This is a genomic window from Emticicia sp. SJ17W-69 (genome assembly GCF_051209875.1).
Classification (GTDB): domain Bacteria; phylum Bacteroidota; class Bacteroidia; order Cytophagales; family Spirosomataceae; genus Emticicia.
In genome coordinates this window covers 445,980-462,812 of sequence record NZ_JBNTQY010000001.1, presented here as the reverse complement: position 1 = coordinate 462,812, position 16,833 = coordinate 445,980, and the positions used below count along the sequence as shown (strand labels likewise).

The window sequence follows — 16,833 nt, the reverse complement described above, 5'->3', positions numbered from 1 at the left end:
TGATGGGAGATTTATATTTTATTTGCAAAGATAAACATTGCATTTTGCCTATTTACTTTATTAAGAAGTATTAACGTATTATTATGCTAAAATCAAAACATAGAAATTAAAGAAAGATTACTCCAATAATTTCATTTCTTTTTCTATAAACTCTTCTAACTGCTCTTTAGTAGGTAAATAAAGTTGATAATTACTTACGAGAAGATTATCGTTTCCAGCAGTTGCAAAGTGTACTAAGGCTTTATCTTTTTCTGTAACAAGCAAAATGCCAATCGGTGGGTTATCACCCTCGGTCATTTGCGTTTCTTTGAAGTAATTCAAATAAGTAGTCATTTGTCCAGCATGAGCGTGGTTAAATTTTTCTACTTTTAAATCTATTAGAATTTGGCACTTCAAAATTTTATGGTAAAATAGTAAATCAAGATAGTAATATTCTTCACCTATCAGGATTCGTTTTTGGCGAGCCTCCAAACAAAAGCCATTTCCTAACTCAAGCATAAATTCTTGGAGATGGTCGAGCAAAGCATTTTCAAGCGTTGATTCTTCTAATAATTGATGTGATAGACCCAAAAACTCAAAAATATGTTCGTCTTTAATTAGGTCAATGGGTGTTGCAGGAATATTTTTATTTTGTACTAATGTTGCCAACTTTTCGGGTTGTGCAGATAAGCCCATTCGTTCAAAATAAAGTGAGTGGATTTGCCTTTGCAGTTCACGATGTGTCCAAACACCTTTGATACATTCCATTTCATAAAATGTACGTTTCAAAGGCTCTTTTATATGAAGGAGTTCTGTTAAATGAGTATAAGAAAGTCCATCAAATATTTGTTGAGGTTTTAATGTATTTAATTGACTATCAACTACTTGTAATTGGGCAATCAATGATTGCCCAATTGAGTTACTCAATTTTAGTGTACTTGATTGAGAAACTAGATACAATTTAATTGGCTCTGATAATTGAGGGAACTCCAAATAAAACTGTCTAAACAACTTCAAATTTCTAAAAGATAAGCCTTTTGAATTAAGTTTTTTAGCAAGATTTTCAAGTAGCTTTTTGCCATATTTTGCTCTGTCTTCACCATTTTGCTCAAACTCCACGATATATAAACCAATGAGCCAATTGCGGGCAGTTAAGGCTTTATTGATAGCTTTTGCAGCTTCGGTGTGTAAAACTTTATCAGTTGTTGTGATGTTCTGAATAAGGTAGTCAAAATTCATAGATTTTTAGCTTAGTTTACGCATTTTGAGCTTTCACCAATAAATTCCTTGCTACTTCATTACTCACAAAAAGAGAAGTGTTTTCATTCAATAAAATGCCAAATGATTTGTCAAACTCGCTGATTTCCAACACTTTAAGACTGCACCCGAGTGTAATTTGATGTTTATCAAGATGCTGTAAAAAAGCAGGTGAGTGTACTGAAACACCCATCATCACCACCGATTGATTCAATGGCACTTCTGATAATTTTTGATAACTAACCGATGGCATTTTTCCTTTAGCATCGGGAATAGGATCGCCATGTGGGTCGAATTTGGGGCTTCCCAGAAATTTATCTAAACTTTCAGTCAATTCTTTTGAATCAATATGCTCCAATTGCTCGGCAATATCATGTATTTCGTCCCAACCAAAGCCTAACTTTTCTACCAAAAAAACCTCCCAAAGTCGGTGCTTACGAATTACCGCCAAAGCAATTTGTTGCCCTTCAACCGTAAGTGTTACACCTTGATATTTACGATAATTGATATAGCTTTTCTCTGCCAACTTGCGTAGCATATCCGACACCGATGCCGCTTTGGTTTGCGTATGCTCGGCTAACTCATTGGTACTCACTTCATTACCACCGTTCCGCTCGGTTAGCAAATAAATGATTTTTAAGTAGTTTTCTTCGGTGAAGGAAATCATGTTTTAGTCCACAGTCAATAGACCATGAGTAGATGGTTAAAAAATAGTCGATTGCTGACTGTCGATAAGCGACTGCCAAAGTTTTTGCAATTTACATTTTTAGTCTAATCAAACAAAATTTAGACAAACCTAAAAATATATTTTGATAAACAAACTTTTTGTTTTATGTTTGTATCAAAATATATAAAGTATTATCGAAAAATGGAAAATGTAGTCAATATAAACGAAAACAAGGTTTGGAAATCAACCACAAGTAATCTTTCCTTACCCGAAGTTCATGGTACGATAAATGTGCCAAAACATGGGAGTTTTTGGAAAAAGTTAGCAGCATTCACTGGGCCAGGTTTGATGGTTGCCGTAGGTTATATGGACCCTGGTAACTGGGCAACTGATATTGCGGGTGGTGCAAAATTTGGTTATACTTTGCTTTCAGTCATTCTGATTTCTAACCTTTTTGCCATGCTTTTGCAACATTTATCGCTCAAATTAGGCATTGCCACAGGAAGAGATTTGGCACAGGCCTGCCGAGATGCTTATTCAAGACCTGTATCTTTGATGCTATGGGTTTTGGCAGAAATTGCCATTGCCGCTTGTGATTTGGCAGAAGTTATCGGGGCAGCAGTTGCCTTAAATTTACTATTCAATATTCCGCTTACTTATGGAGTTGTGATAACTGCAATTGATGTGATTTTTATTTTATTTCTACAAAACAAAGGTTTTCGTATCATTGAAGTCATTGTTGGTGGCTTGATTTTGATCATTACCTTGTGTTTTGGCTATGAAATATTAGCTTCTCAACCAAATATTGTTGCTCTGTCAAAAGGTTTAATTCCGAGCAGTCAGATTGTTACTAACCCCGAAATGCTTTATATCGCCATCGGGATTTTGGGTGCAACCGTGATGCCACACAACCTTTATTTGCATTCAAGTATTATTCAAACCCGAAAAATTGAAAATACACACGCTGCTAAAAAGAGTGCCATTAAATTTGCTACAATTGATTCGACGGCTTCTTTGTTTATCGCTTTCTTTATCAATGCTGCTATTTTGATAATGGCGGCTGCCACTTTTCACTTTACTGGCAATAAAGAAGTAGCAGATATTACAGTTGCTTACCATCTGCTCGACCCAATTTTGGGAGTAAAATTAGCAGGATTATTTTTTGCAGTCGCTTTATTAGCAGCAGGACAAAATTCTACGCTTACAGGTACACTTGCAGGACAAATAATCATGGAAGGCTTCTTGAACATTCAACTAAAACCGTGGCTGAGAAGACTGATTACCAGGCTTTTAGCAATTATTCCTGCTTTGATTGTAGCGATAATTTATGGAGAAAAAGGTACTTCTGACTTATTGGTTTTAAGCCAAGTGATTTTGTCTTTGCAATTAAGTTTTGCGGTTGTACCTTTGGTAATGTTTACCTCTGATAAGCTCAAAATGGGAGAATTTGCCAACCCTGCTTATGTAAAATATACGGCTTGGGTTGTAACTTTCATTATCATTGCTTTGAATAGTTATTTGCTTTTTGATACGATTTTTTGATTTAATAAGGCTTTGTTTAAAACAAAGCCTTATTAAACTCACCCCAACAACGCATCAACACCAATTTCAAATTCTGGCAAAACGGGTGCTGCCGAGCAAATATCATTTTCAATACAAATTTTCACATCACGACGAGAAGTATAAACATGAACTGATTTTTCTTCTGGAAAAATCAACCAAACGACCTTTACTCCAGCCTTAAAATATTCCTTAATTTTAGCTTCAACTTTATTGATATTATCATTACCTGAGATAATTTCAATAGTAAATTCAGGAATAGGGTCTTCACCCTTATCAGCCTCTAATACTTGAGCTTTTGAAAGATAAGCTATATCTGGTCTTCTCATTTGTATTCCTGTGAGCATTACATCATACTCTGCTACAAATGTGCCTAATTGAATATAGCCTTTCTCAATAAATAGTCTAAGAAGTGCGTCGTAAATTTTAAGTTGTCGGTTGTTCATTCCAGTAAATTGAATCAATTCGCCATCATTCCATTCATATTTGAAACCATCATTTGGTTCCCAATCCTGAAACTCAGCTAAGGTGCGTGGTAATATTACTTCATTATTTTTGACCATATCAATAATATTTATATTCAAATTTAAGCAAAAATCATTTAAAACGTTTTTTCAAGCGTTATTTTTTAATTTCTTAATTTAATTCCTTGACTATCAAATACTTAAAAGCCTCATTTGAGAATTTCAAATGAGGCTTTTTATATATTTGCCATTGTCTGTGTCCTCACAGACAACAGCATTCATCAATAAACCTTTTCATAATACTCCGCTGCCATGCGATCAGAATCGAAGAAGGCATTTACATCATTCATGCTTTGTAAAACCATTTTTTGCCAATCGGCTGGTTTGTCATAATATGTCGGTAAAATCTTGTTTTCGAGCATATCGAGCATATTGCTGATGTCGGTATTGTCTCGCTCCCACTCAGGCGAATGTGGTGCTTCTGGCACAATAAATGAGTTACTTTCATTAGCAAATTCACAAACCCAACCATCAAATGTCGAAAAGTTAAGCGAAGCATTCATTGCTGCAGTCATTCCACTCGTTCCTGACGCTTCACGAGTAACGATAGGCGTATTGAGCCAAACATCCGAGCCATCTTTGATGAGTTTTGAAAGACTTAACTCATGCCCAGTCAACACCGCCATATTTGGGTATAAGTGACTTAAATAATACAGTTGATTGAACGTATTAATTGCCCCCCCATCAAAAGGATAAGGTTTCCCTGCCCAAATAAACTGAATCGGGTATTTTGAATTATTCATCAAACGTGCAAAACGCTCTCTGTCTCTGGTCAATAATTCGGGGCGTTTATAGGCAGCAAAACGTCTTGCCCAAATAATTGTCAATACATTTGGATCGAAAATTTTACCTGCTTGATCGGCAACCGTTTTAAAAAGTACTGATTTTAGTTCTTTTTTGCGGGCAGTAATGGTTTTTATATCTCCTTTTTTACGTGCTTTTTCTAAGATTTCATCAGCCCAATAAAGGTTATTTTGGGCATTGGTTACGTGCGTAATTTCACAAATACCATCATAACCGCCCCACATTTTACGAGAAACATCCCCATGAAGTTTTGAAACGGCATTGGCTTTCCTACTCAAACGCAAAGCAACCAAAGAATGATTAAACACACTATCTTTGATTCCTGAAATTTTACTTACCTCATTCATTGGTACACCATCAAAGAAATTCATATTTTCAAGCATTTTTATGTCATGCTTTTCATTTCCAGCTTCTTCGGGTGTATGCGTTGTGAAAACTAAACGTTTTTTTACATCAGCAACTTTTCCAAATTTTTTGTATAAATGAAATGCTCCTGAAAGTGCATGAGCCTCATTAAAATGATAAACGTCTGGTTCGTAGTTGATTTTATCTAAAAAAGTCATTCCGCCAATACCTAAAATCATGCACTGAGCTACTTTTGTAGAGGCATCAGCATCATAAAGATGGTAAGAGAGTGACCTCGCCCAAGTATCATTGCCATCGGTATCGGTTGTCATGAAAAACATTGGTACAGTACCAAAAGTGGTCGGCGGAAGAAAATATGTCGCAACCCAAACTGCTCTGTTTTGAATATTCATTTGGAAACGCACGCCTGTATCTTTCAAAAAACTATACATTTTCTCACGAAATTGTACCGCCATGCTATTATCAGTATTGCGAACTTGGTCATAATAGCCAAATTTCCAAAGAATACCTATGCCTACGAGGTTTTGTTTGGTCTGGTAAGCACTTCGCATGTGCGAGCCAGCCAAAAAGCCTAAACCACCCGAATAGGTCTTGAGAGCTTGGTCAATGGCAAATTCCATTGAGAAATAAACAGCGGATTTTTTGAACTTTGGGGCAAAAGCATAAGGATGAGCAAACTGCTCAGGAAGATTTTTCATTTTTCATAGGTTTATTTTCTATGACAAAAGTAGAAAAAAAACTGGAATTACGATTTACGAATGACGATTTACGAATAGAAAGAGTGCAAGTAGCTGATTATCAACAATTTATACATTAGCAGCTTCTGCAGTCCGATTCGTTCAGCCTCCAATTCGTCATTCGTAAATCGTCATTCGTAATTCGCCTCACCATCTCACCTGTCCATCACCCAAAACAACCCATTTTTCAGTAACTAATTTTTCGAGAGCAAAAGGGCCACGTGCGTGCAATTTTTGTGTAGAAATACCTATTTCTGCTCCTAAACCAAATTGTCCACCATCGGTAAATCTTGTAGATGCATTGTGATAAACTGCAGCGGCATCAACTTCTGAAAGGAATCTTTCCGCAAAAACTTGATTTTTAGTCAAAATTGCTTCTGAATGTCTGGAAGAAAATGCTTGAATATGTGCCAGTGCTTCACCAATATTTTTGACGGTTTTGATAGAAATTTTATAATCTAACCATTCTTTGCCAAAATCTTCTTCTTGAGCTTTATGAAGTTTTTCGTAGCCAATTTTTTCAAAAACAGCATAAGATGAATCATCAGCATAAACTTCTACATTCCATTTATTGAAATCTTCAACTAACAGCGGCAAAAATTGCTCAATAATTGCTTCATCGACAATCGCACAATCGAGAGAATTACAAACCGACGGACGTGAAACACGTGCATTGACAATAATCTCTTTGGCTTTCTCCAAATCAGCACTTGATTCAACATAAGTATGCACTACGCCAGCCCCAGTTTCGATAGTCGGAATGAGTGAGTTTTTACGCACAAACTGAATCAAGGCATCTGAGCCACGTGGTATAATAATATCTACAAAGCGAGTTGCTTTCAATAATTCTTCTGTAAATTTTCGATCAGTTGGTAAAAGCAAAACCGCTTCATTGGGAATACCAAATTGATTTAATGCTTGATGAATAAGCGAAACCAAACATTGATTTGAAAAATGAGCTTCTTTTCCACCTTTTAGCACACAAGCATTGCCCGAACGCAAACACAGCGAAGCTACATCAATCGTAACATTTGGACGAGATTCATAAATAACGCCTACAACACCCATCGGCACGGCTATCTTCTTGATAATCAAGCCATTAGTAAGATTTCTTTCAACCAAAATTTCACCCGTTGGGTCGGGTAGAAGTGCTACCTCTCTTAAAGAATCCGCCAGACCTTGAATACGATTTTCATTCAAAAGTAAACGGTCATATTTTGCATCGGCTTTATCCATTAAGTCTAAATCTTTTTGATTTTCAGACATTATCAAAGCTTTCGATTGCTCTACAATTTCAGCTAAATAATTAAGTAATTGACTTTTCTGAGCATCAGAAAGCCTACGAACTGTGGCAGCCGCTTGTTGTGTTTTTTGTAAAAGAGGAAGAATGGAGGTCATAATATTTAGACGTTAATTTCCCCTCCTTAAAAAAGGAGGGGTGGCAAAATTCTGACGTAGTCGAATTTTGACGGGGTGGTTAAAAGTCGTTGAGGTACTTTAAAAACAAATTCTACGCTTAAAACCACCCCGCCGACTGTCGTCAGGCACCCCTCCTTGAAAAAAGGAGGGGAAAATAACAGTAGATAACAAAAATCAATTATAAAAACCGACTTACTTTCATTGCCCTAAAGTTAATTTTTCGTAAAATTACACCGCAATAAGCTACAATCAAAAAGAATAAACTCTGACTTATTATGTTTAACGAAAAAGACCTTGACCTAATACAAGCTCGTGGGGCAAATCTTGAGACGATTCAAGAACAAATCGAAAACTTCAAAAATGGGTTTCCATACCTCAATGTGATTAAAGCTGCTACCATCGACGATGGTATGATTCGCCTGGGCGATGACAAAGCAGCCAAATTGGCAACCGATTTCGATGACCAAGCATTTAACCTTAAATTATTGAAATTTGTGCCAGCTTCAGGGGCTGCTTCACGCATGTTTAAGTCGCTTTTTGCTGCTTTAGAAGAAGATAAAATTGATAAATCAGTCAATGAGTTTTTGGAACGTTTACAAGAATTTGCTTTCTATAATAGTTTATCGAAACTCATAGGTTCGGAAACCGCCGATTATAAAACCATACTAAAATATCTTTTAACTGATGCTGGTCTTGATTACGGAAGTTTGCCAAAAGGTTTGCTCGAATTCCATAAATATGGCTCAAAAACTCGCACCCCTGCCGAAGAACATTTGGTAGAAGGAGCAAAATATGCCAATTCAAAGGGCAAAGTAAATCTTCACTTTACGGTTTCTCCGGAGCACAGAAGCAAGTTTAATGCTTTGATAGAAAGTGTTTTAGCGAGCTATGAAGCTGAATATGGTGTTAAATACAGCATCAGTTTTTCAGAACAAAAACCTTCGACTGATACGATTGCCGTCAATTTGGATAACACACCTTTCCGTAATGCCAATGGCGATTTACTTTTCCGCCCAGCGGGGCATGGAGCTTTACTCGAAAATCTCAATGACCAAGATGCTGACATCGTTTTCATTAAAAACATTGATAATGTTGTGCCTGATAGCTTGAAAGCACAAACAGTTATTTATAAAAAAGCCTTAGCGAGTTTATTAGTCAGTTATCAAGAAGCTATTTTTGCTTTCTTGAAAATGATTGATGGGGTGAAAATGAAAGAAGTCGATGTAGAAGAAATGGCTGCTTTCTTGGAAAACGAGCTTTGTATCTTGCCTCCTGACGGTTTTGATGACCTTTCTTTGGAAGAACAAATTGAGTATTGTCGAACAAAACTCAACCGTCCATTAAGAATTTGTGGCATGGTACAAAATGTAGGCGAGCCTGGTGGTGGACCATTTTGGGCAAAAAATGCTGATGGCTCAACTTCATTGCAAGTAGTAGAATCGGCACAAATTGACTTGAAAAATCCACAACAAAAAGAGATTTTTGATAAAGCTACGCACTTCAACCCTGTTGATTTGATTTGTGCTTTGAAAGATTACAAAGGTCAAAAGTTCAACCTTTTAGACTTCCGTGACCCAAAAACTGGTTTCAATACACAAAAATCACAAAGTGGGAAAGACCTAAAAGCACAAGAATTACCAGGGCTTTGGAATGGTGCAATGGCAAATTGGAATACTTTATTTGTAGAAGTACCTTTAATTACTTTCAATCCTGTAAAAACAGTGAATGATTTGTTGAGACCTGAACACCAGTAATTAATGAAGAATGTAGAATGACGAATTAATCCAAGTTCACATTAAAACTATTGACTGTGGTCTGTTGACCGTCGACTCAAAGATGACATCCTTAAAAATAGATACTCCTACCGCTGTTAGGCAGGGTGAAGAATTAGATTTGTTGCGATTGAATGATTTTATTCAATCGCAACTACCTGATTTTGAACCTATTACAGAAGTTTCTCAATTCCCGGGGGGATATTCAAATCTGACGTATTTCTTAAAAACGGCAAATAAGGAATATGTGTTGCGTCGTCCTCCTTTTGGTGCAAAAGACATCAAAGGTGGACATGACATGGGTAGAGAGTATAAAATTTTAAGTGCTGTCAGGTCGGTTGGTTACGAAAAAGTGCCAAATCCGATTATTTTTACTGAGGATGAATCTGTGATGGGTTGTCCATTTTATATCATGGAGCGGGTACAGGGCATTATTTTGCGAGCGAAAGATGCTCCTAAGTTAATGGCTTCGGTTGCCCCTGAGGAAATGCGAAAATTATCAGAAGCTCTTTGTGATAATTTAGCAGATTTACATGCCATTGATATTGAAAGTACTGGTTTGATAAATATCGGAAAACCTGAAGGATATATTCAACGACAAGTAGAGGGTTGGCATAAACGTTATTTGGCTTCACAAACTGACGAGATAGTCAACATGGATAATTTGGCCAATTGGTTAAAATCTAACTTACCCACAGAAGGAAAACCAACACTCATTCATAACGATTACAAGTATGATAATGTAGTGTTAAACGCCAATAATTTATCAGAAATAGTAGCAGTTTTAGATTGGGAAATGACAACCGTAGGCGACCCAATGATGGATTTAGGTACTTCGCTATCTTATTGGGCAGAAGCAAATGATGGAGCATTTGAGAAAAACTTCAATCTTTCGTGGGTATCAGGAAACCTTAATCGTCAAGAATTTGCTGACCGCTATGCCCAAAAAAGTGGACGAGATGTATCAAATATTTTGTATTTCTATGTTTTTGGTTTATTCAAAAACTCAGTTGTGATTCAGCAAATTTATAGTCGCTACAAAAAAGGTTTAACCACCGACCCACGCTTTGCCGACTTGATTTTTGGCGTAAAAGCCCTTTCAAAAAAAGGGGCTTTGTCGGTGGAAAAGGGGAAGATGGTTTGAGAAGTTAAATGTCATGTTACTTTTTCATAAATTTAACTTCTCTATATCATTTGTTTCTTTTTGCCAGTGCTAAAACCTTCAACAGTGATATATTTTAATGCCTTTTCAGGCTTTTGCCCATTCAATGATTCAATTTCTTGAATAATCAGAGGAACAAATAATCTCAACATAGAAACTTTATTTGATGGGCTATCTAAGACCCACAAGGCATAGGTCAAATTTGAAAGATTTTGTTGGAAAGGTAAATTTTTATCTGTTGTGATAAAAATATCAAACCTTTCCAAACTGATAAGTTTCATTAATTCCCCATTCTTTTTACCAAGCCATCCCATATCCTTTAGGCTATGAGTTTCAAAACTTGACAACTCTTGCTGAATATCCAAACCTATATTTTCATCAAGCAGCAATTTTAGCATGTTTTTTATGTTTTGGAATTCCTCTATGCGAAACTTCTCTTAAAACCTCTGTAACCATTTCCCGAGAAATATAAGGAAAGTTTCTTAGGAAATCCCCTATATCTCCGTCTTCTAAATAATCAAAAAGTGTTTGAATAGTTACACGAGTACCTCGAAAAACGGGTTCCCCACTCATCGTTTCTGGGTCAATTAAAATCGTGCTTGTTTTCATGATTTCTAATATTTTGCTACAAATTTATGATTTTTACTTCATCAACTCAGCATAATGCTTATAAAACAAAGGAATTGTTTCGATACCTTTGAAGAAATTGAAAAGTCCGTAATGCTCATTTGGTGAGTGAAGAGCGTCAGAATCTAAGCCAAAACCAAAGAGAATTGATTTCAAGCCTAATTCTTGCTCAAACAAAGCCACAATTGGAATACTTCCACCACCTCGTGTAGGCACAGGTTTTTGTCCCCAAGCCTCTTCCATAGCAAGCATTGCCGCATTATAACCTGGCGAGTCTATTGGGGTTACATAAGGTTGTCCCCCGTGGTGACGACTTACTTTTATTTTAACCGTATTTGGAGCAATCGCTTTGAAATGTGTTTCAAAAAGGTCGGCAATTTCTTCCCAATCTTGGTGTGGAACCAATCTCATAGAGATTTTTGCAAAGGCTTTTGAAGGTAAAACAGTTTTCGAGCCTTCGCCTGTATAACCGCCCCAAATGCCATTTACATCAAGTGTTGGACGAATAGATGCTCGCTCACGAGTAGTATAACCTTTTTCACCCGAAACATCGGCAATATCAAGGTCGAGTTTATATGCTTCCAAATCAAAAGGAGCTGACTCTAAAGCATTTCTTTCTTCTTGCGAAAGTTCATCAACTTTGTCATAAAAACCTTTCACTGTTACTTTTCCATCAGCATCATGCAAAGAAGCTATCATTTGACAAAGCACATTAACTGGATTTGCAACAGCACCCCCATAAACACCAGAGTGCAAATCACGGTTTGGACCAGTTACCGCAACTTCCATATAAGTCAAACCACGTAGGCCTGTTTCAACTGATGGAATATCATTAGCAATGATTGAAGTGTCAGAAATTAAAATCAAATCAGCTGCGAGTTTTTCTTTATTTGCTTTTACAAATACACCCAAATTTTCAGAGCCAACTTCTTCCTCGCCTTCAAACATTATTTTTACATTACATGGCAAACCTCCATCAGCCAACATCATTTCAATGGCTTTTACGTGCATATAAATCTGCCCTTTGTCGTCGCATGAGCCACGAGCAAAAATTGCTCCATCGGGATGGTTTTTTGTTACTTTAATGGTTGGTTCAAATGGTGGAGAGTCCCACAATTCGTAGGGGTCAGCGGGCTGAACATCATAATGTCCATAAACCAAAATAGTTGGTAATGAAGCATTTACAATTTTCTCAGCATAAACAATTGGATGTCCTGCTGTTGGACAAATCTCAGCTTTATCCAATCCTGCTGCCAATAATTTTTCTTTGATATATTCAGCCGCATGAAGCATATCTGGCTGAAATTTTGAATCAGCACTAACTGATGGAATGCGTAAAAAATCAAAAAGTTCGCTTAAAAAACGGTCTTTATTTTGTTCGATGTAAGTGTTCATTTTCTCTAAGAAAAGCTTAAATATGCCATTATTTATAAAATCTACCTCAAAAGTAAATCTTATTTCATTTCAAAGTTCAGATTATGGAAAGTCTTTTTATATTTCAATAATCATTGTTTTGCTTAATACACCTTTTCCTCCTGCCATAATTTTTTCAACCCTACCATTTTCTATTATCAAATCTACTATAATTAAACTTGGCGAAGGGGTTTTCATAAACCGTCCTTGTTGAATTAAAATTCTTTCTTTCTTCAAATTAAGTTTATCATAAAGATAGAATGCCAACGGACCTGCTGCCATTCCTGTACCCGCTTCCTCTTCAATTCCATATCTTGGCCCAAACATTCTTGTGTCTGCATCTCTTTCTCCATTATCTGTTTGTGTGCAGAAAACATAGTAGCCGATTAAGTCAAATTCTTCACTTATTTGATTGATACTATCGAAATCGGGTTTGATATTTTTTAATATTTCTGGATTTGCCACTGGAATAAGAGCAAAAGAATTTCCAGTATTAATTATTGAAATTGGAGCATTTCCGAATAAATCGTTTTTGGTCAAATGCAAAGATTTTAATATTACTTCCTCTCGTCCTTGAACATCAATGTACGTTGGGGCTTTCTGTTCCATAAAAGCCCAATCGTCTTGTAATAAAATTTCTCTTATTCCATCAATGGTTTCTTTTGAAGAATGTTGACTTTTTATCTTTCCTAATTTTGATAAATACGAAAAAGTTGCAATTGTTGCATGTCCGCAATGGGCAATTTGTTTGTTAGGCGTGAAGAAATCAAGTTTAAAATCTGCTATTTGTGATTTTGAAACAAACGCAGTCTCAGATAGACCAACTTTGGTAGCAATTTTTAATTTTTGTTCATTTGACAAATCATCAGCATCTAATACTACTCCTGCTGGATTTCCCCCTTCATCGCCATCAACGAAGGCATTCAAAATCTGAACATCTACTTTTTGAAAATTATTCATCTTGAAAATTGATTTGATTGTTAAAAAATATTTACAATCAATAGACGATTAGCATGCAAAAAAGACGCAAAAATTCAAATAAGAATTGAGAGATATTTAATCAATCTATTTAATTTTCATAAAAAACAGATAGACAGCATTATATGGCTCTGTGGACTGCCGACTATTGACTGTGGACTACTTAACTTGGTAGTCGATGAGATTGCCGTTGTTGTCAGTTTCAACATTTTTGCAGTCCAAAATAAGGTCTTTTAGTTGAGCTTTTGCTCTTTGCACCCTTGATTTTGCCCCAGAATGAGAAATATCCAATTTTTCTGCCAACTCTATTTGAGAAAAGTTTTGAAAAGAAGTGAGTAAGATTGCTTGCTTATATTTTTCAGGCAAAATATTAATTTTACTGTTGATACAGTTGCTTAATGCCTGATAGAGAGGTTCTTCGTGTGCTTGCTCAGGAAAATCAAATTCTTCAATTTGAAAATTGGATTTATTTTTACGAAAATGGTCAGATATCGCATTTCTTGTTATTTGATATATCCAAGAAGTAAGTTTAGTACAATCGTTAAGTAGGTGAATATTCAAATGAATTTTCAAGAAAACTTCTTGAAGAATATCGTTGCTATCATCATTGTCTTTTACTTTATTTTTAATAAAGTTTTTCAACTCTTGGTGCAAGTCTAACCATATTTCTTCAACTGCTTTCTTCATTTTATTTAAGCTATGATTATAAGATTTCGCAGGATTTTTATTGCCAAAAATTATTTCTTCACACCAAATTTGCTTTCCGTCCCTTTGACTAATCGCTGAATATTCTCTCGGTGAGTATATGCCAAAATAAAGAAAAATAACCAAGCCAAACCAACATAATAAGGGTCGGTAACATCATTCCAAAGTTTCAAAGAAACTTGCATTGGAAAAGCCAAAGCTCCCAAAAGCGAGCCTAACGAAACATATTTAGTCAGAAAAACGGTGAGTAGAAAAACTACAACACAAACCAAAGCAGCCATCGGAAGTACTGCAACCACCACACCGATGGCAGTAGCCACACCTTTTCCGCCACGGAATTGAGCAAAAACAGGGTAGATATGCCCTAAAATTACCATAACTCCCATAATTAAAGGAATGAGTTCATCATCACTTTTCAAAAAATGTCGAGTTAGGAAAACTGCTAAAAAACCTTTGAGAAAATCAAAAATCAAGACAATGATTCCTGCTTTTTTACCAAAAATACGGAGAGAATTGGTTGCTCCTGCATTACCACTTCCATGCTGGCGAATATCGATACCATGAAATATTTTACCATACCAAACGGCTGAGGGAATAGACCCCAATAAATATGCAAAAATAGCACTCCCTACAATTAAAGTCATTTGTGAATGTTGATGAACAAGATTACTAAAAATACAAAATTAAAAAAAATTGTGATATTTCAAGTCTTCATTCTAACAAAAAGTGCATAAACAACTGATTATTAGTTGTTTATGCACCACAAAATATTTAATAAATTGTATATTTAGTACTATATCCTTGTAACACCTTTGCGTTTTAAGGCTAAATCGTGTGCTGTATCATAATATGATCTCAAATTAGTCCAGTCGAATACTTCCGAAATATTCTCTACTCTGTTTCTTTGGGTGATACGATCACGACGATTCATAGTTACGAATTTAAACAAGATATCGGCCAATTGATCGGCTGCTTTATCGTAACTTTTCTTCTTTCTATTCACCACATAAACACCTACGCTATCATAATCTTTCATCAATTGAATCATAAAATCACCAAAGCCCGACAAATCACTCGTTACGGTTGGAATTCCACGAACTACACACTCTAAAGGAGTATATCCCCAAGGCTCATAATAACTTGGAAAAACACCCAAGTGACAACCTCTCACAAACTGACTATATTCCATACCAAAAAGTGGATTGGTTGGTGAAATAAAGTCTGGGTGATAAACAAATTTAACACGGTCTTGCTGATGGTTCAATAAATTGGTTTCTTTCAAATATTCCGTAATATCATCAGGTTGTTTCAAGAGGTGGGTGACTGTATGAGGCAATTTTTTAGTTTTCCAAGTCTGAATTGTACGGCGTAATCGCAGACGCCAATATTCATCCACAAAGTTATTCAAATCAGGTAGATTTGGATTTTCATTAGAAGCCGAAGCATGAAACAAATGTTCACCAACTTGTTTTTCAATTGACTCACAAGTTTGGCGAATTTCTTCCATTACCGCCCTTGATTGCAGCACTTCAGGGTCAATCGAATGAACTGGATTTTTGGTAATGATAAACATCACCACAGTCATATCAACTCCTGCTTGAACAAGTTTGAAATTGAGGCGTTTCAAAGCTTCAAGTGTTAAATCATAACCTTTATTTCTAAATTCGTAACGTCCTGATGTGAAAAAGTACAATGTTTTATCTAAATCCCACGAGTAGCTTTGGAAAAAATGTCCCATCACAAACTGATGGATTTTTTCTTTGTATTTCAAGTGTAAATTTTGGAATTCATGGGTTGCGGCAAAACGAGTAACATTCAAGCCATTTGGCAAAATCAAATCACAAGTTCGTCCAAAAAAGACCTCACACTCTTTGGCTGTTACATCACTGACAGTAGTCAATACATGTGATTTTTGAGCAGCCAAACGTTCAATTTTTGCTTGAGCCTCAATACCATAATTACGGGCTTCAACTTCCCAATTATAAGTTGGTAGTTTTTCATAAAAATCAGCTTCATTTCCTGCAATATAACGCCCAAGCATGGTTGCATGGGTAGTAAATACAGTTGAAATTGGCACTTTATCAGTCCGAATATCTATCAGTGCACTTGCTACCATCCATTCATGAAAATGAGCAATAACATCATTTTTATAGCCAAATGTTTCGCCAAACTCGGTCAAGAAAACCCGAATCATTTCACCTAAGACCACTACTTGATCAACCAGTGGTTCGGCATTTAAGGTAGAAATTTGGTGTTTTTCCCAAAGTTTATGTTTAAAATCATTACTACTTTTAAGTAAATTCTTGAAATCAAACAAAACAATTTTAGGTTTGCCTGTAACGAGCCAGCGTCCATAATGAGCTTCATAGCCCATTTCCTTCATTTTCTTAACTACTTTGCCAAACGGAGATTCGTCAAGGTCTTCAATAGGTTCAAACTCAATTAATGCTGTATTCGCGAAATAAGGACCAACCAAGCAATAATTATCGCCCCACTCCTCTACCATTGAAGGTACTTTTGAGCGAATAACGGTGTAAATTCCACCAACTTGGTTACATACTTCCCAAGCAATTTCCATCAAAATTGGCTTTTTCTGTTCACGTGGCTTGATACTGACGGTTTCTTCTGATTCTTTTTTAAGTTTTGGGGTGGTTGCCATGATGGTTCAAAATTAGTGATAACTGAGAAGTGAATTAGAGCAAAAAATTTAATAATAGCAATAAAAAATTTAATTTTTCAAACAAAATATACGCAATTAAAAGATTTTTAAGATTTGTTTTATTTTTTGATTAATTTTCTTGTAGCAAAGCTATGATATTCATTGATTTGTTTAGCAAATATCTACCAATTTTTATCTTTAAGT

General features: G+C 35.9%; 15 protein-coding genes. 3 read left to right on the top strand and 12 right to left on the bottom strand.

All coding sequences use genetic code 11. The features are described from left to right. Positions 1-117: 117 nt before the first annotated feature. Both ACQUQZ_RS02000 and ACQUQZ_RS01995 read right to left on the bottom strand, forming a co-directional pair. The gene (locus ACQUQZ_RS02000; RefSeq protein WP_435353021.1) at positions 118-1,218 is read right to left on the bottom strand and encodes a PDDEXK nuclease domain-containing protein; all 1,101 of its coding nucleotides are present in this window, start codon (positions 1,216-1,218) and stop codon (positions 118-120) included. Between the two features lie 16 nt (positions 1,219-1,234). Continuing rightward, positions 1,235-1,903 carry a metal-dependent transcriptional regulator gene (locus ACQUQZ_RS01995; RefSeq protein ID WP_435353019.1) on the bottom strand — a complete coding sequence of 223 codons (669 nt, stop codon included), beginning with the start codon at positions 1,901-1,903 and terminating at the stop codon, positions 1,235-1,237. A 201-nt stretch (positions 1,904-2,104) separates the two neighbouring features. Between ACQUQZ_RS01995 and ACQUQZ_RS01990 the strand changes: the two genes are divergently transcribed. Continuing rightward, positions 2,105-3,445 carry an Nramp family divalent metal transporter gene (locus ACQUQZ_RS01990; protein WP_435353018.1) on the top strand — a complete coding sequence of 447 codons (1,341 nt, stop codon included), beginning with the start codon at positions 2,105-2,107 and terminating at the stop codon, positions 3,443-3,445. 38 nt (positions 3,446-3,483) lie between these two features. On the opposite strand, the gene ACQUQZ_RS01985 is transcribed toward ACQUQZ_RS01990, so the two are convergent. From ACQUQZ_RS01985 to ACQUQZ_RS01975, 3 genes are all read right to left on the bottom strand, one after another. Beyond that, the gene (locus ACQUQZ_RS01985; protein WP_435353017.1) at positions 3,484-4,026 is read right to left on the bottom strand and encodes a Uma2 family endonuclease; all 543 of its coding nucleotides are present in this window, start codon (positions 4,024-4,026) and stop codon (positions 3,484-3,486) included. A 182-nt stretch (positions 4,027-4,208) separates the two neighbouring features. Then, entirely contained in the window at positions 4,209-5,855 is a 1,647-nt protein-coding gene (gene glgP, locus ACQUQZ_RS01980; RefSeq protein WP_435353016.1) for an alpha-glucan family phosphorylase, read from the bottom strand. 186 nt (positions 5,856-6,041) lie between these two features. After that, a complete protein-coding gene (locus tag ACQUQZ_RS01975; protein ID WP_435353015.1) occupies positions 6,042-7,292 on the bottom strand; it encodes a glutamate-5-semialdehyde dehydrogenase in 1,251 nt (416 codons plus the stop codon). 296 nt (positions 7,293-7,588) lie between these two features. Here ACQUQZ_RS01975 and ACQUQZ_RS01970 point away from each other — a divergent pair, with 296 nt between their 5' ends. Both ACQUQZ_RS01970 and ACQUQZ_RS01965 read left to right on the top strand, forming a co-directional pair. Continuing rightward, positions 7,589-9,067 (top strand): DUF4301 family protein, encoded by a 1,479-nt coding sequence (locus ACQUQZ_RS01970; RefSeq protein ID WP_435353013.1) that lies wholly within the window; start codon positions 7,589-7,591, stop codon positions 9,065-9,067. 82 nt (positions 9,068-9,149) lie between these two features. Continuing rightward, positions 9,150-10,229, top strand: a complete 1,080-nt coding sequence (locus ACQUQZ_RS01965) for a phosphotransferase family protein (RefSeq protein ID WP_435353011.1) — start codon at positions 9,150-9,152, stop codon at positions 10,227-10,229. A 41-nt stretch (positions 10,230-10,270) separates the two neighbouring features. Here ACQUQZ_RS01965 and ACQUQZ_RS01960 read toward each other — a convergent pair whose 3' ends face one another. The 7 genes from ACQUQZ_RS01960 to ACQUQZ_RS01930 all read right to left on the bottom strand — a co-directional run bounded on the left by ACQUQZ_RS01960 (position 10,271) and on the right by ACQUQZ_RS01930 (position 16,629). Next, positions 10,271-10,645, bottom strand: a complete 375-nt coding sequence (locus ACQUQZ_RS01960; protein WP_435353009.1) for a DUF5615 family PIN-like protein — start codon at positions 10,643-10,645, stop codon at positions 10,271-10,273. After that, a complete protein-coding gene (locus tag ACQUQZ_RS01955) occupies positions 10,626-10,856 on the bottom strand; it encodes a DUF433 domain-containing protein (protein ID WP_435353007.1) in 231 nt (76 codons plus the stop codon). Before ACQUQZ_RS01955 ends, ACQUQZ_RS01960 begins: the two co-directional genes overlap by 20 nt. A gap of 33 nt (positions 10,857-10,889) precedes the next feature. Further along, positions 10,890-12,269 (bottom strand): dipeptidase, encoded by a 1,380-nt coding sequence (locus ACQUQZ_RS01950; protein ID WP_435353005.1) that lies wholly within the window; start codon positions 12,267-12,269, stop codon positions 10,890-10,892. Between the two features lie 96 nt (positions 12,270-12,365). Further along, positions 12,366-13,247 carry a PhzF family phenazine biosynthesis protein gene (locus ACQUQZ_RS01945; protein WP_435353003.1) on the bottom strand — a complete coding sequence of 294 codons (882 nt, stop codon included), beginning with the start codon at positions 13,245-13,247 and terminating at the stop codon, positions 12,366-12,368. Positions 13,248-13,424: 177 nt separating this feature from the next. Next, entirely contained in the window at positions 13,425-13,952 is a 528-nt protein-coding gene (gene sigZ / locus ACQUQZ_RS01940) for an RNA polymerase sigma factor SigZ (protein ID WP_435353001.1), read from the bottom strand. Between the two features lie 50 nt (positions 13,953-14,002). Then, positions 14,003-14,614 (bottom strand): glycerol-3-phosphate 1-O-acyltransferase PlsY, encoded by a 612-nt coding sequence (gene plsY, locus ACQUQZ_RS01935; protein WP_435353000.1) that lies wholly within the window; start codon positions 14,612-14,614, stop codon positions 14,003-14,005. 149 nt (positions 14,615-14,763) lie between these two features. After that, positions 14,764-16,629 carry a glycogen synthase gene (locus ACQUQZ_RS01930; RefSeq protein ID WP_435352998.1) on the bottom strand — a complete coding sequence of 622 codons (1,866 nt, stop codon included), beginning with the start codon at positions 16,627-16,629 and terminating at the stop codon, positions 14,764-14,766. Between the last annotated feature and the right edge of the window lie 204 nt (positions 16,630-16,833).